Annotated in this window: 15 protein-coding genes and 1 tRNA gene; 6 read left to right on the forward strand and 10 right to left on the reverse strand. The window is 61.6% G+C overall.

What is annotated here, in order from left to right; all coding sequences use genetic code 11:
- The first annotated feature begins 38 nt into the window (after positions 1-38).
- The 5 genes from D5261_RS24415 (at position 39) to D5261_RS24435 (ending at position 4,613) form a co-directional block, all read left to right on the forward strand.
- Positions 39-662 carry a peroxiredoxin-like family protein gene (locus D5261_RS24415; RefSeq protein WP_119319521.1) on the forward strand — a complete coding sequence of 208 codons (624 nt, stop codon included), beginning with the start codon at positions 39-41 and terminating at the stop codon, positions 660-662.
- 14 nt (positions 663-676) lie between these two features.
- Positions 677-1,048 (forward strand): c-type cytochrome, encoded by a 372-nt coding sequence (locus tag D5261_RS24420; protein WP_119319520.1) that lies wholly within the window; start codon positions 677-679, stop codon positions 1,046-1,048.
- A gap of 67 nt (positions 1,049-1,115) precedes the next feature.
- A tRNA-Ala gene (locus D5261_RS24425) sits at positions 1,116-1,191 on the forward strand.
- Positions 1,192-1,276: 85 nt separating this feature from the next.
- Entirely contained in the window at positions 1,277-3,424 is a 2,148-nt protein-coding gene (locus D5261_RS24430) for an MrcB family domain-containing protein (protein WP_165863918.1), read from the forward strand.
- The gene (locus tag D5261_RS24435) at positions 3,417-4,613 is read left to right on the forward strand and encodes an McrC family protein (protein ID WP_119319519.1); all 1,197 of its coding nucleotides are present in this window, start codon (positions 3,417-3,419) and stop codon (positions 4,611-4,613) included. Before D5261_RS24430 ends, D5261_RS24435 begins: the two co-directional genes overlap by 8 nt.
- Positions 4,614-4,673: 60 nt before the next feature.
- Here the strand turns inward: D5261_RS24435 and D5261_RS24440 are convergent, their stop codons facing one another.
- The 7 genes from D5261_RS24440 to D5261_RS24470 all read right to left on the reverse strand — a co-directional run bounded on the left by D5261_RS24440 (position 4,674) and on the right by D5261_RS24470 (position 9,455).
- Complete coding sequence (locus tag D5261_RS24440) at positions 4,674-5,015, reverse strand: hypothetical protein (RefSeq protein WP_119319518.1); 342 nt, start codon at positions 5,013-5,015, stop codon at positions 4,674-4,676.
- A gap of 59 nt (positions 5,016-5,074) precedes the next feature.
- Complete coding sequence (locus D5261_RS24445) at positions 5,075-5,488, reverse strand: Rieske 2Fe-2S domain-containing protein (RefSeq protein ID WP_165863942.1); 414 nt, start codon at positions 5,486-5,488, stop codon at positions 5,075-5,077.
- Between the two features lie 97 nt (positions 5,489-5,585).
- On the reverse strand, positions 5,586-6,140 hold the full coding sequence (locus D5261_RS24450; RefSeq protein ID WP_165863917.1) for a TlpA family protein disulfide reductase: 555 nt from the start codon (positions 6,138-6,140) through the stop codon (positions 5,586-5,588).
- 22 nt (positions 6,141-6,162) lie between these two features.
- On the reverse strand, positions 6,163-6,948 hold the full coding sequence (gene phnE, locus D5261_RS24455) for a phosphonate ABC transporter, permease protein PhnE (RefSeq protein WP_119319515.1): 786 nt from the start codon (positions 6,946-6,948) through the stop codon (positions 6,163-6,165).
- The gene (phnC, locus tag D5261_RS24460) at positions 6,945-7,709 is read right to left on the reverse strand and encodes a phosphonate ABC transporter ATP-binding protein (protein ID WP_119319514.1); all 765 of its coding nucleotides are present in this window, start codon (positions 7,707-7,709) and stop codon (positions 6,945-6,947) included. Before phnC ends, phnE begins: the two co-directional genes overlap by 4 nt.
- 7 nt (positions 7,710-7,716) lie before the next feature.
- Positions 7,717-8,676, reverse strand: a complete 960-nt coding sequence (locus D5261_RS24465; protein WP_165863916.1) for a phosphate/phosphite/phosphonate ABC transporter substrate-binding protein — start codon at positions 8,674-8,676, stop codon at positions 7,717-7,719.
- A gap of 26 nt (positions 8,677-8,702) precedes the next feature.
- Complete coding sequence (locus D5261_RS24470; RefSeq protein ID WP_119319512.1) at positions 8,703-9,455, reverse strand: hypothetical protein; 753 nt, start codon at positions 9,453-9,455, stop codon at positions 8,703-8,705.
- Positions 9,456-9,673: 218 nt separating this feature from the next.
- On the opposite strand from D5261_RS24470, the gene D5261_RS24475 reads away from it, so the two are divergent.
- Positions 9,674-10,144, forward strand: a complete 471-nt coding sequence (locus tag D5261_RS24475) for a hypothetical protein (RefSeq protein ID WP_119319511.1) — start codon at positions 9,674-9,676, stop codon at positions 10,142-10,144.
- A gap of 28 nt (positions 10,145-10,172) precedes the next feature.
- On the opposite strand, the gene D5261_RS24480 is transcribed toward D5261_RS24475, so the two are convergent.
- The 3 genes from D5261_RS24480 to D5261_RS24490 are packed head-to-tail and all read right to left on the reverse strand — an operon-like array spanning position 10,173 to position 14,649.
- A complete protein-coding gene (locus tag D5261_RS24480; RefSeq protein WP_119319510.1) occupies positions 10,173-12,617 on the reverse strand; it encodes an alpha-L-arabinofuranosidase family protein in 2,445 nt (814 codons plus the stop codon).
- Positions 12,614-13,621: a Gfo/Idh/MocA family protein gene (locus D5261_RS24485; RefSeq protein WP_119319509.1), complete on the reverse strand. Its 1,008-nt coding sequence runs from the start codon at positions 13,619-13,621 to the stop codon at positions 12,614-12,616. The genes D5261_RS24480 and D5261_RS24485 overlap by 4 nt, the downstream gene beginning before the upstream one ends.
- Entirely contained in the window at positions 13,618-14,649 is a 1,032-nt protein-coding gene (locus D5261_RS24490) for an alcohol dehydrogenase catalytic domain-containing protein (RefSeq protein WP_119319508.1), read from the reverse strand. Before D5261_RS24490 ends, D5261_RS24485 begins: the two co-directional genes overlap by 4 nt.
- Positions 14,650-14,797 lie beyond the last annotated feature (148 nt).

Raw genomic sequence — 14,797 nt, forward strand, 5'->3', positions numbered from 1 at the left:
TATACTAACCAGTCATTGATTTACGGAGGCCGGAGCGGATGACAGACTCTCCCGAAGGCGCTCATACACCCAAAGCCGGGGACGCAAGAACGCCGCGCGCCGGCGACCACGCGCCCGATCTCGCGCTGACTTCGACCGAAGGCGGCTCCGTTCGCCTTTCGGAGTTTTGGGCGCGCCGGCCAATCGTCGTGGTGTTTCTTCGTCACTACGGCTGCACGTTCTGCCGCGAACAGGCGGCCTGGCTGCGCCGTGATTACTCCCAGTTTCGCGCCGCCGGCGCCGAAGTCGTCTGTATCGGCCAGGGCGATCCGAAGACCGGCAAGGCGTTCCAGATCTTTCTCGACCTGCCCTACCCGCTTCTCGTCTGCGGCGACGATCTGACGGCGTTCCAGACGTACGGACTTGGACGCGGGACGTTCGGTCAGCTATTTGGATGGCGCTCCTGGGTTCGCGGCGCGATCGCGACGCTGCGCGGCCATATCATCGGCCGGCTTTCCGGCGACGGGTTTCAAATGCCCGGAACGTTTATTATCGACACCCAGGGCATCGTTCGCTTCGCGCATCGGCACGCCGACGCGACGGACAATCCCGGCAATGACATCTTGCTTCGCGAACTGGCGAAGCTCGGGGCCACCAGCGCCATCTCACCCACACCACGATAAAGGATATCCTCAACATGCGTATTCACTGGCCCTTGGGCATGACGGCAATTCTTGTCGCCGCCGTCGGCGCGACCGCCGCAACACACCACGCTCCGATGAAAGCAAAGGCGTCCACGAACGCCAAGCAGATCGCCGCCGGCAAGGCCTTGATCTCCAAGGACCAATGCAATGGCTGTCACAGCGCCGACCTCAAGGGCAAGCCCGGCTTCTCCCCGAGCATCCGCTGGTCGAGCCTGTCGAAGACGTACAACGAGAAGACTTTCGCGCGCGTGATGGACACCGGCGTGACTCAGAGCGGCTCCATGGTCAAGAAGCCAATGCCCGTTTACCACCTGAAGGCCGCCGAGAGCGCGGCGCTGGTGGCGTACCTGAAAACACAAAAGTAGAAAATTTCTTGCAGAGGGGCTTGCAATTTTCGCGGGGGCGGGGTAATATACTCCTCGTCAGCCGCACGGGGGATTAGCTCAGCTGGGAGAGCGCTTCAATGGCATTGAAGAGGTCAGCGGTTCGATCCCGCTATCCTCCACCACTCTGACAAGATATTAAAGTCATTTACAGCCGCTTCAATTGAGAGATTGAGGCGGCTGTTTTTGGCTTTTGGTAAGGCGAAATTAATGCCGGAGAATTCCACAACCGCAGAACAGCGAGCCGCGCAGACCATCGCCGCCTTGCTTCCCGACGCGCGTCAAGACATCAGCGTTATTCCGATCTTGGCGGCGCGGGAGGAAGTGCTGGCGCGATTCGGGGCGATATTTCAGCCGGACAGAATCGCTTCCCTGGAGTTGGCGCAATACAGAGACTTTCTCAAGTTTGAAAACAACAAGCATTGGCGAGGGTTTCTGCGGCGTGGGGTGGACGCGCGGGACATTGAGGCGCTTCGAGCGGCGCTGACGGATTTACTGGATGAAGGGGCGCCGATCGCCGGGCGCATCGATCGTGCGACGGCGCGCGTGCCTGGCCTCAGCGTCGCCATCGCCACCGCGATCCTCCATATTGTGTCGCCGGCGAAGTATGCGCCGTGGAGCCGGACGTCGGCGCAGGCGCTGGAGCGACTGAAGTTACGGCCGAAGTTTACGCGGGACGCGACGGCGGGTGAAAAGTACGAAGCGATCAATGCCGTGGTCGTTCGGCTTGCCGAGAGGCTCAGTCTGCACCTGTGGGACCTGGATACGGTCTTTCAATATTTCGTCGCGGGACCGACGGATGAGGAAGAGTTGGACGAAGACGGACCGCAGCCGCCCCTGGTCGATACTTTGTCCGAAGTGCTTCACTTACAGAAGCACTACACGTCTCAGATCTCCAATGGCGCGATGCGCAAGCGCGGTCACTTTGTCACGCGGGTCGCGCCGAAGTATCTGCGGGAGTTTATCAATCCGCTGCGCTTTCCCAATTACCACTTTGAATACGAAGGCTCCAACGGAAACGCGACCTGCGCGAAAGTCCCCTACGTTCGGATCTACTCGCCGGAGGAGGCGCCGACAGTCGCGGCGGCTTACTCGCTGGTCTACCTCTTCGCCGCCGACGGCTCCGCCGTTTATTTGTCGCTCAACCATAGCGCTTCGGAGAGCGGCGTCCGGGCGAATCGTGAGCGCGTGAACCGTGCGCGTTCGCTTCTGCTGGAGAAGAACTTCCGGGCGCGCGGTCTTAAGTTCGACATCGATCTGAAAGATCCCCGGGGCCAGATGTGCAAGTCGTTCGAGGAGGGAAATGTCTTCGCCATCGAATACAAGCTCCCTCTGCCGGACGAAAGCGTCCTCCAAGAGGACCTGTCGGACATGCTGCACGGCTTGTATACGATCTATCACGACGGCGAAACGCCCGCCCTCGCGGCGCCGACGCCGCCGAGCCTGCAATACAGCGCGTCCGGCTCCGCGCCAGGCGCATACGTGCGCGAGACGCCGTCCGATTTTTCCGCAGCTCCAAAGATCGCGCCGCCTTACTCCATGTCGGAATGCGCGGAGGAGACAGGGATTTCCGAGAAGACGATTGCGGAGTGGCTGCGCGCGATTGAGCGCAAAGGCCAGGCGATCCTTTACGGCCCTCCCGGAACTGGAAAGACATACGCCGCCCAGCGATTGGCGAAGGTTCTCATCGCGGAAACGGAAGGTTTCGTCGAACTCGTCCAATTTCATCCGTCCTACGCCTATGAGGACTTCATTTACGGCATCCGCCCCACCCCCGGCGCCGCCGGAACGCTCAATCTGGAGCCGGTCCCGGGACGTTTTGTGAACTTCTGCCGGCGAGCGCGCGGGGTAAACGGCGCATGCGTGCTGATCATCGACGAAATTAACCGCGCCAATTTGTCGCGCGTGTTCGGCGAGCTGATGTATCTGCTGGAGTATCGAAAAGAAACGATCGATCTCGCCATCGGCGTCCCGTTCTCCATTCCGGAGAACGTGCGGATCATCGGGACGATGAACACAGCCGACCGGTCCCTCGCCGTTGTCGACCACGCGCTGCGCCGCCGCTTCGCATTCTTCGCGCTCGCGCCCAATTACGAAACGCTGCGCAAGTTCCATCGCGCCGCCGGCTTCCCGGTCGATGGCCTGATCGGTGTGCTGAACCGCGTGAACGACGCCATCGACGATCCCCACTACCACATCGGTATCAGCTACTTTCTGCGCGCGGACATCGCGGACCATCTTCCGGAGATCTGGACGGTGGAAATCGAGCCCTATCTGGAGGAGTTTTTCTTCGATCAGCCCCAGGTGGTGACATCCTACCGGTGGCCGCAGGTTCGGGACAAGATCCTCCATGGCTAACCCGCGCATCATCCGACTGTCGGAGCGCAAGCCCAAAACGCTGCGCCGGGACGAACTCTCCGAGGATCTCGCGCTACGCCTGTGCCGCAAGTATTCGCACGCCGTCACGGTGGAGTTTCCGACACCGCTCAACGAAGACCGCTGGACCATCACCTCGCAAGGCTGGATCGGCTATCTGCCGGTGTCTCCCGAGTTCTCCGTCGAAATCTTCCCGCACATTCTGATCGATAACCTCTTCCGGATGCTGGAGTACGCCTATCGGCTGAAAAACTTCAAGATCCTGCCTGGGACGATTCGCGTCAAATCCATCCAAGAGCTATTCGACCGCCTCGCGCACGTGCTCGCGGACCTCGCCATCGCACGACGCCGGCGCGGACTCTATCGCGAGTACGTCGCCACCTCCGACGATATCCCTTTCGTCCGTGGCCGAGTGGACTTCGCGCGCCACGTACAGCAGCCCTGGCGCGGCCGTTTGGACTGCGAGTTCGAGGAGCACACGGCGGACATCTCCGACAACCAGCTCATCGCCTACTGCTTGGAGCAAATTGCGCGAAGCGGACGCTGCTCGGAAGCCACAATCCCGCACATCCGCCGCGCCTATCGCATGTACGCCTCGGAAATCGCCGTTCCCCAATTCGACGCCAAGGCATGCCTTGGCCGGCTTTATCACCGTCTCAACCAGGACTACGAACCGATCCACGGCCTCTGCCGCTTCTTCCTGGAGCATCTGGGGCCACATCTGGAATACAGCGGCGACCACACGATGCCGCCGTTCATGCTCAACATGGACCGATTGTTCGAACTCTTCGTCGCCGAGTGGCTGACAAAGCATCTGCCGCCCAGCCTGCAAGCGCGCGTTCAGGAAACAGTCAAGCTAGATCCAACGAATCGCCTCCAGTTCCATATCGACCTGGTGATCTATGACCGAGACCAGGGCGTCCCAATCGCCATCCTCGATACCAAGTACAAGCGCCCTAAAACGCCGAACACCGCAGACGTGGCGCAGGCAGTCGCATACGCCGAATCCAAAGGCGTGAAGACGGCGGTTTTGATCTACCCGGAGCGCCTCCCCCGGTCATTGGAGATCACAGTGGGGCAGACGCGTGTCGAGACGCTGGAGTTTGACTTGACAAAGCCGCTTGAGGAATCGGGGAGCGCGTTTTTGGAACGGCTGCTTGCGTTTCTCTGATAAACGGCGAGAGGCCGGGAGGAAATCTCCTCCCGGCCTCTTATAATCCGAAATTCCTGACTAAACTTTACTCAGCAGACGATCCCAGATCTCGCTGTCGACTTCATGCTTCGCGACGTACATGTCATCGGAATGAACCTCTGTGGGCTCATGGACGATGAACTCGCCGCGCGCGGGGTTCCGGAGGTCGAAGTACTCCGCTCCCTGGATCAGGCGGCCATACCGCGTCACCAAGTGGACGCGGCGCCATTCTTCTTTTGTCAGATCCGGGAGTAAGTCGTACGCCTGCCGGCTTTCGTTTGTCTCAAGCGCATCGGTGTTGGCCGGCAGGTGGGTGGATAGAGAAGTTCGCTTTCGATCTCCCGTGGGGATCTCTCCGGCGGTTTGTGTACGATCTTTCATAGACCTAACCTCCAATATGAAGGCAGTCTACCCCGGACCGGCAAAGCATAAACTTTCGATTACGGCTGCACCAGCACCGAACCGCCCTCGACTTTGGTCGTGAGCTCAGGCAGCGGAGTCTGCGGCGGGCCGCCCGCGTTCTTGCCGGCGGCGTCGAACCGGCCGCCGTGGCATGGACACTTGAACTGATGACCGCCGGGCGACCAGAGCACTTCACAGCCCTTGTGCGTGCAGCGCGAGGAAAGCGCCAGGAACTTGCCATCGCTTTGCTTGGTGACGTAGATGCTGCCGCCATCCGACAGCGTCACCTTCTTGAAATCGCCAACGGTGAAGTCGCCGACCGAGCCAACCTTCTCGAAGCCGCCGGCGGCGCGGGCCGAGGGGGACAGCAGCGGAAGCACGGCAACCGCCGCGCCGGCCATTGTCAGAGTCTTCAAAAAGCCGCGACGCGTCACGTCACTATTCATTTCCATTCCGATTCCATCCTCTCGGCTGATGTTCGCCGTATTCACATCCATTAAGACACCCGCGCGCTCGAAATAGTTCCCGAAGGCAGGCGGACACTGTCCCCTATTGCCCCGCGATTAAGGCGTCCAGGACTTTGGGGAGATGATCGTCCATTTCCGGATCGTATCCTTCCGTTACCGCCCGCACCTTTCCCGCGTGATCCACCACGACCATCAGCGGAATACTATCGACGCTGTAGCGAGTGTGCGCGACTCCCTGGTTATCCGAGAGCATGGGAAACGTAAGGTTGTTCTGAGCGGCGAACTTCTTGATCGTCTCCGGTGAGGCGTCGCCGTTGATTCCGTAGAACTGAACGCGGCCGCGATACTTTTCCGACAGCGCCTGTAGATGCGGCAGCTCCATGCGGCAGGGGCCGCACCAGGTCGCCCAAAACGAAAACACGACGGGCTGCCGGCGCGCCGTCGCCTGAAGGTCCACGAGCTGACCGGTCCCGACATCCGGGATGGTGAAGTTGGGGGCCGTCTTCGCCTTCGATTGGGGAATCAGGCCGTCGGAGCCGCCCGTGTCGTCCCATTGCGTCTTCGCGGAGAGGAACGAAAGCGCGATCACGCCGACCAGCAGCAGCGCCACCAGCGATTTCACAATTCGATTGTCCAACAAAGGCCCCTTTCCGGGAGCGCTAAGAGATCGCCGCGCGCAAACGGTAAGATCCGTAATCCACGATATTTACCAAGATGATGAGCAGCGCGATGATGACGCCGGTATCCAAAAGCTTGAACTCATGGATGCTGTCGAGCAGCTGCGCTCCCAGCCCGCCGGCGCCCACGATGCCGATGATAAACGAGTCCCTGAGATTATACTCGAAAGAATACAGTGTCGTCGCGAGATAGTGCGGAAAGACTTGCGGCATCATGCCGAAGACGAAGACCTGCACGGAGTTCCCGCCCGACGCACGCACGGCGTCGATAGGCCCAATCGAGACCGATTCCAGCGCCTCGGCGTACAATTTCGACAGCGAAATAAAGGTGACGTAACCGATGGAGATCGCTCCTGCCGTTTTCCCCAGTCCGATGGCGGAGAGGATGATCAGGGCATAGACGATCGTCGGCACGGCGCGGGAAAAATTCAGATACGCTTTGATGGCCGCGCTCAGGGACTGGGGAAAGACGCTGGTCCGGGCGGCGACGAACGACATCGGGAACGCCAGGATCGCTCCCGCAACAGTGCCGACGACCGCCATTTGGATGGTGTCGAGCAGCGGCTGCATGATCTGATCGCGCAGGCTCAGGTCGTATCGGAAATCCGCCCTGCCATGTGGGATCATCCGCCCGACAAAGCTGACGCCGGCGGCAAGCCCCGTCGGCAGATGCCCCCAGTCAACCTCCAGCCCCAGAAAGGACCAGACGACGAGGGCCGCGATCGCGAGGAGACCGAAGATACCGCCAAGGATTGAAAAAACTTTCAACGCGCCGCCTCATGGACCGGGCGCGCGAGGACTTCCGCCACGGCGGCGTCGCTCAGTTGGTCCGGCGCGGCGTCGAAGGTGATCGCGCCGTTCTTCAGGCCGATGATCCGCGTGCAGTAGCGCCGCGCGAGCGCGATATCGTGCATGGAGCAGAGGATGGTGGCGCCCGTTTTATTCACCAACTCCTGAAGCAGATCCATGATCTCGTCTTTGGTGAGAACATCGAGGTTCGCCGTAGCTTCATCGGCGAGGATGATGCGCGCGCCCTGCGCGATCGTCCGCGCCACGGCGACACGCTGCTTCTGCCCGCCCGAAAGGTCGCGCACGCGGCGGCGCTCCAGCGACTCGAGGCCGACTTGCGCGAGACACTCGCGCGCCAGCGCGACATCCGAGGCGGGGAACCGATGGAGACACGAAGAAAGCGTGGGAAGGTAGCCGAGGCGGCCGATCAGGACATTCTTGAGCACGGTGAGCCGGTCGACGAGGTTAAACTCCTGAAAGATCATCCCAATTCGCCGGCGCAGCAAACGCCGCTCGGATTCGGGCATGCTCTCGACGGATTCTCCGAGCACCACGCAGCGGCCGCTGGTCGGGGTGACCAGGCCGTTGATACAGCGCAGCAGCGTGCTTTTGCCCGCGCCCGAGAGACCGATCAGTCCGACGAATTCCCCTTCGGCGATGCGGAGGTCCAGCCCGCGCAGGACGGGCTCGCCGCCTCGGTAGGAATGGACAAGATTTTCGATAACGATCGCGTCAGGCACGTGGGGATTACTTCTTCTTCACGCCCTTGAGCGATTCCAGGCTCAGCCCCAGGATCGTTGCTTTTTTACGCACGGAATCGAAAAACGGGTCGTCCGCCGGCACCCACTTGGGATACAGGATCTTCTGCGCCGCCGCCTGCCCTTCCGGGTCCGTATTGATGTCCACGAACGCCTTCTGCAGCGCCGCGATCGTCTTGGGATCGAGATTGCCGCGCGCGACAAACATACCGTTGGGGATCGGGTCGGTCTTGGCGATCACCGACATCTGTTTGACTTCGGCGGGGTCTTTGAGCTGCTGCTCGATGGCGTCCTCGTACGATGCGCCGCCATCGGCGACTTTATTATAGACGGCGAGCACGCTGCCCGCTCCCGTGATATTCGCGGCCTTGACGTCGCGCTGAGGATCGACTCCCGCTTCCTTCATCAAGCCGGCGGGATAGAGATAACCCGATGCGGACGTACGGTCCGCGAAGACGAAGCTTTTGCCCTTGAAATCCGTGATCTTATGGATCCCGGAGTCCGTACGGACAAAGATGATCCCCTGATAGGTCAGCTTGCCATGGAAGTACGGCATCGCAATCGGCACGAGATGCTCGGGGAGGTTCTTGAACTCGTTCGCGGCCAGCACATACGCGAGCGGACTGAGGTAAGCGCAGTCCACCTGATCGGCGCGCAGCGCCTGCAAAACGCCGGCGTATTCAGGCGTCACGAATACTTTCCCGCTGGGTCGTCCGGTCTTCTTCGAGAGATAAGTCGCCAGAGGCGTATACTCGTCGATGATGACGCTCGCTTTGTCGAACGGGATTACCCCGACTCGAAGCGGCTCTTGAGCCGGATTCGAGGAGCTTTTGTGCGAGCAGCCGGAAATGGTGATTGCGGTCACCGCCGCGAGCGCGAAACCGGCGCGGCGCAGTGAACGCGGCTTGGGTGAACTTAACTTTGGGGTAGTGCGGACACGGATCGGCATAACGCTCCTTGAAAGTCCCAACATAATTAGGCCGGCGGGAAGCCGCCGACATCACGCCCCTGATCGCGGCGATATCGAATGAGCTCCAGAGAGATAAAGAACGGGTCGAGGCTCACGGTAACGCCCAGCCGCTCCACGCACTTCGCCAGCGCGCGCTCCTGGATGGGATCGGCTTGGCCGAACGGCGCGTCCATAAAGTGATCCATCGTGGCCGAGATCAGCTTCACGGCGTGAAGCAGGAACGCCGCCTGCCCATGCGGGTACCGCGCCAGCGGAGCGTGCTTGAACGCCACGGTGAGCCGCTCGTTGAGCTTATCCCAGTGAGGGATCAGCTCCACGACCTCATCCATATGGCCGGCCTGCGCGGCCCGAGCGGGCGCAGACGGAGCCGAGCGCGGCGGGGCGGGCGCGGCGGTCTCCTGGTGATTTGCGGCGGCCGCCGGCGGCGCGGGCTCGGGCGCGGACGAAACCAGCTCCTGCGCCTGCCGCGCCTTGTAATCTTCCAGCGAGAAACCTTCGATGATATGCAGCGCTAGCGGCCGCCCGGCCACCTCCGCAAGAGCGTCATCGATCACGGTCGCATATTCGTGGGTCTGTAAATTGACGGAAAGGTAACGATCGTTGGGATCCAAGCCGACAATGAGATGGTTGCCGTCGAGCGCCAGAGGCCGCGCGGCCTCCATCGCCATCCAGACGATCGGAATATCCAGAGTGCGCTGCACGCGGTAAAACGCCTGTCGCCAAATCTCTTCGGGCTTAGATGCCGCCTGCTGGTCCATGGTTTACCTCCGAGATCGTTTCCCGCCGCAACCGCGTCGTTCGGGGAAATGTGGGTCCGGGGCGGCGGGGACGCCGCGCGCCGAGTCGGTTAATTATGATGCGCGCGCTTGCCAATTGTCAACATCCACGAATGTTTGGTCTCATCAGAGTGCGGGAACAGGAAAATCGTGTGCTATAATTATGCAAATCTGGTTTTCTATGTCTGTGGGAGGATTGCATGATCATTGAAGAAGTCGCCCCCATGCTCACGTGCATTCAGAGCAATGACGGCTTCCAGTACGAGCTGCTAATGCGAGCTCGTCCCGAACAACCCGCGATCACCAAAGTGCGGATCGGTCCGTATTTTTTCAAGCCCGAATATCAGCCCAAGGTCGGTCCGATGGGCGTGATGCTGCAAGGTCCGGAGCCCAAGTACTGGATAATGCATCGCGTGCTGGATCTGAGCAACCCGCGCGGTTGGTCTCGCCTGCACTGGGAGATCGCCGACAATGAGCCGGGCCATCCCGCGTATCTCGTGGCGCGCGGCGTCCTGAAGCCCGGCGAAAGCGGACTGTTCCGATTCCTCTCGACAATCGCTCCCGGCGGCGTCCGCGCCGGCATGGAAGTCTATCGCGGCGACGAGCACAAAGACTACGGCGTCAGCGGCCCCAACTACGAGCCCTATATGCAGGGCGATCACGAGCACTAAACGCGGCGAAAGCCGGTGATCCAACGGATCACCGGCTGAGACGCATAACAAGATACGAGTGCGCGGGAAAAGTGTACGAGAACTCCGCGCCGCGCACGCTCCTCCGATCGCGCTGGGGCCGGATCTCCTCCAAACCCGCCGGCGCGTTGACCGCCGCCATGTCCCCCGCCAGCGTCCACGTTTCCGCCGACTTCACCCCATCGAACCCTTGCAGCGAGACCGCCGCCTCCGTGGCGGCGGGGCCGACATTCACCACGCTCAGAATTAACGATTTGCCGTCCTTGCCGCGCGCCGCCGAGACAAACAAATCGCCGCTGTTTTCCACGGAGCTTTGTACGCACAGTGTCTCGTATCCTCTTGCCGCCATCTGCTGGGCGTAAAATGGCGGCATGCGCCAGACACGATCGGGGGTGAAGAAGATCTGTCCCTGGTCCCAGCCGTTGTCGTTCTGACGCCAGGGCTGGAGGCAGTTCGCGGGGCAATCGGCGATAACGAAATCGCCGTGGCGCGTGGCGGCGGCCAGCGTCGTGGCGTGTCCGAGCGCACGCTGCAGATTGTGAAGGTTCCCGTTTTCCTCGAAGATCACCGCCTTCATCTTTGATTGCGGGCCCCATTGCCAAAACAGCGACTGGACCTGAGTCAGATCGCGGTCGATTCCCCTCCCCGCGTCGGCGGAGTCCGACCAGACATGCAAATCCCAGGCCGCCGCCTCCCCGTTCACCGCTCGGAAGACACGCTTCATGCTCGGGGAGTTGGGACGCCACCACGCGGCGCAGACGAGCTTGAGGCCAGGATGGCGCGCGTGAATGGCGCGCGCGATCGCCTGAAATCGCGCGCTATAGTGATCGTACGCCGCCGGGTCGTCGGCGCCAATGCACTCTTCATTCCCAATCTCAATGTACTGGATATGGTAAGGCGCCGCGTGCCCGTCGCCGGCGCGCCGGCGGCCCCAGGGGCTGGACGCGGGCGCCGTCAGATAGTCGGCGAGGTCGGCGGCGTCCTGCGCCGTCTCCTCAATATTGATGGCGAACGCCGGCGCGAGATGCGCGGCTTCGCAAAAGTTGAGAAAGTCGAAGATCCCGAAGCCGTTCGTGGAGTATGGATACCAGTTGCCCCGGTAAGGAGGCCGCCTGTCGGGGTCTCCGATCATGTTCTTCCAACGATAGCCGGGAACATTCACCATCGTGCCGCCATAACGCAGGAACGTCACGCCTTCATCAACGATCGCATGCGCGATATCCGACCGGATCGGCAGCCCATGGAACTGCTCCAAGCCGGTTCCCATCAGCACCGCCTGGTCGGCCCAGACGACGCCCGGATGGTCGATCCAGAGAGCGAAGCGAGCGCCGGGGTCCGTCGCCGTCGAGCTCAGCGTAAATGCAAACTTCCTCCATGAGGCGCCGATCGCAGCAAGACGCTGAGCCGCGTAGGTCCTGCGACCGTCGGCGCTTTGCAGCGCCACGGTAACGCTCCCCTGGAGAGACTGCCCGCGCAAGTAAACCCGCCCCTGAAACTGCTGTCCCCGCTTGACCGCGATCCCCCACCGGTTGAGCCCGCGATTGGCGACGCCGACTTGCCCGATTCCCGCGCCATGCTGGATTCTCTGGCAGAACGCGCCGTTGAACGGATGATGTCCGTCCAATTGGAATTTGCCTGCGGCTCCGTGGGTGACGACCGCGTCCCACATGCCGCTGACCGCGCGCGCCGAGGCGGCCGTCAATCGGGCGTCCACGACGCCTGCGCCGGTCTGAACGCTTACGCCGCGAAAGGACGCGTCCGCGTTCCACGTGCGCAGGGCGATTTTCCCCGAGAGCAGCGGCGAGGCCGTATCCGCGAAATCGATCGCCGGGATCGCGCCCCCGTCCAAATAAACACGGATTCGCGGCCCGGCCAGCACAACGCGCAGATGACTCCACCGTCCGGCGTTCACGGCGGCGGAGGCTGAAATCAATGGTTTCCAGTTGTGATGGTGCTTGCCCAGGAGGACCTGCCGGCCGCCAGGGCTGAGGCTGATTTCGTAGCCGTCGAATTCGTCCGCGCCCACGCCGGGGTTCTGGACGCGCACGAGCAGTCCGGCGTTATCCCCTGCCCGGCCGGAGAGCTGGAGATCGGCCTCGACGGCGCCATCGCCGATATCGGATCGGTCGTACACCAGCTTCGCCCCAGGATCGGCCGAAACGCGGCAGCCGGCGCCGTTCGGCGCCCACGAGCCTCCATAGGCGGTCCAGTCGGCGAACTTCGCCGCCGGCGCCGGCTCTTCAAAGCTCTCCCCGAAGATCTTCTGGTCGTACAAACCGCCGTAGATCTCGTGGTTGACGTCTTCGATACAGGATCCGGTCATCAGAGGCGTCACATGGCTGACAACTTTGGACGCGTCCACGTGGATCGCGACGTTGTCCGCATGCGCCGGGAGTGCGAGCGCTCTCAGCGCCATGATGAGCGCAAACGCGGCGGCGCGCAGCGAAGTTCTCATGCGGCGCCTTCCCGATCGACAGTCACGCGCGTCCCGGTTTCAAAGGATTGGATCGTCGCCAACGCCAGCCGCAGGGCGCGGCGTCCGGCGGCGGCGGGAACGGGCGGCGGCTCACCCTTGCGAAACGCCGACAGCATGGCGTCCAGATAAACATCGAACGTCCGGTGGAACTCGCGGTCGATGTCGTTGAAGTAGCCGGCCTGCCAGACCTCGCCGGTCTCCTGCCCCGTGGGCTGAAAGCTGTAGCGGCGCACGGTGTCCTCAATGACGACCCGGCCGGCGACGCCATTGATCTCGACGCGATGCGTGTCGGGGTAAGCGTACGACGAATCATAGGAGCCGACGAGGCTGCCGACCGCGCCGTTCTGGAATCGCAGCGAAAGCGCCATGGTCGAAAAGCCTTTGCCGGTCTTGTCCGTCATCTCCGCCATCACGGATTCGATCGGGCCGCACAGAAACTCCAGCATGTCGAACCCATGGCACTGCGTCTCGATCAGGTTGCGGTGCGGATGCCCCACGCCGCCCAGATCCTCGCCCCCAAAGCGCCAGGAGGCGAAGATCAGCTCGCCCAGACATCCCGACGCAATCGCCTCGTGCGCCAGCCGCACGGGTTTGGCGTAACGGTGGTTGAAGTTGATCGCGAAGAAGAGGTCGCGCTTTTTGGCTTCCGCCAGCAGCGTGTCCGCCTCGTCCAGCTCGAACACGAGCGGCTTCTCGGCCAGCAGAGGAACGCCCGCCTGGATCACTTGCAGCGTCGGCTCGAAGTGCCGCTCGTTGGGCAGGCTGAGGCTGACGAAATCGGGACGCTCCTTCACTAACATCTCCTCGATATTCGTGTAGGCGCGAACGCCGTATTCGGCGGCGCGGGCCTGAGCGCGTTCTGGGTTTCGGCCGGCGACGGCGCAAAACTCCACGTCGGGCCGCTGTGAAAAGACGCGCGAGTGCTGGCGTCCCCAGCCGCCCGTTCCCACGATGGCCACTTTGATCTTCTTTTCGTCCGTCATTGTTCGATGATGACCTTTCCCGTATTCCCTTCGAAAAATAATTCAAAGGCGTGCTGAATTTCGCCGACGCCAAACCGGTGCGTGATGATCTGATTCAAGTAGTCCCGATGCGCTCGGAGCAGCTCCAAATTCCCGGGAAGCTCATTGTAAGAAAAATATTCGCTCCCGATCAGCGTCATCTCCCGGAACACAAAATCGGCGTAAAGGTTTTTGATGGTGAGACCGCCGCCGTGCGCGACGCTGACCAGCACGCCCCGATGCGCCAGCAGAGCCATGCTCTCATCGCGCACCCGTTCCTGCCCGGCGGCGTCGAACACCACGTCCGGCAGTTCCAGCCCATGCCGCTTCATTCCTTCCGCCAGCGACATTTCGGTCGCCAGCACGGGCAGTCCGCCCATTTTCTCCGCCAGTTCGAGACGATACGGAACCACGTCGGACAGCACGACCGGAATATCCTTGCCCAGCATCAGCTTCACCATCGCCAGCAGGCCCAGACCGATGGGGCCAGCGCCGGGGATCAGCACGGATTGAATATCTTTGTGAACCAAAGAGGCCCGGCGGATCGCATGTCCTCCCGTCCCCATAATATCCAGAAGCAGCGTCGCCTCCGTCGGCGTCACGTCGGATGGCGTGGGAAAGAAGAGGCTCTCATGGACCAGTTCATAAACACCGTAGCCGCCGTCACGATTGAACCCCATATCGCCGCGCTTGGCGAGACATTGGTTCGTGTGGCCCAGCGCGCACGAGCGGCACTCGCCGCAGAAGTCCATCAAGAAGATGGCGCCCGGCGTACCCACCCGGGTCGTGGCCCCTGGCCCCGCCGCCGCCACCACGCCCGCCGCTTCATGACCGGGCGTGACCGGCGTTCCGTCACGAAATTGGCCGCGCTCCGAGCCGCACAGGGCGTTGGCTTTGACTTCAATCAAGAGCTGGCCGGCGCCCGGCTGCGGTACGGGCTTGGCGGTCGTGACGATCCGGCCGCCGCCCACGAAATGCGGGACGGTAACTTCCTGGGGGATCGCGTTCATATACGTTTCTCCTTGTCTCGAAAATGCGACGTTCTATGCGACACTATAGCACATATTATCGCTCTTTCAAGTAAATACCGATCAAATAAATTAGAATTTATCGATAATTTTGCTCATTATGAAACTATATGATCATATTTTTCACAAA

The organism is Capsulimonas corticalis, from assembly GCF_003574315.2.
Classification (GTDB): Bacteria; Armatimonadota; Armatimonadia; order Armatimonadales; family Capsulimonadaceae; genus Capsulimonas; species Capsulimonas corticalis.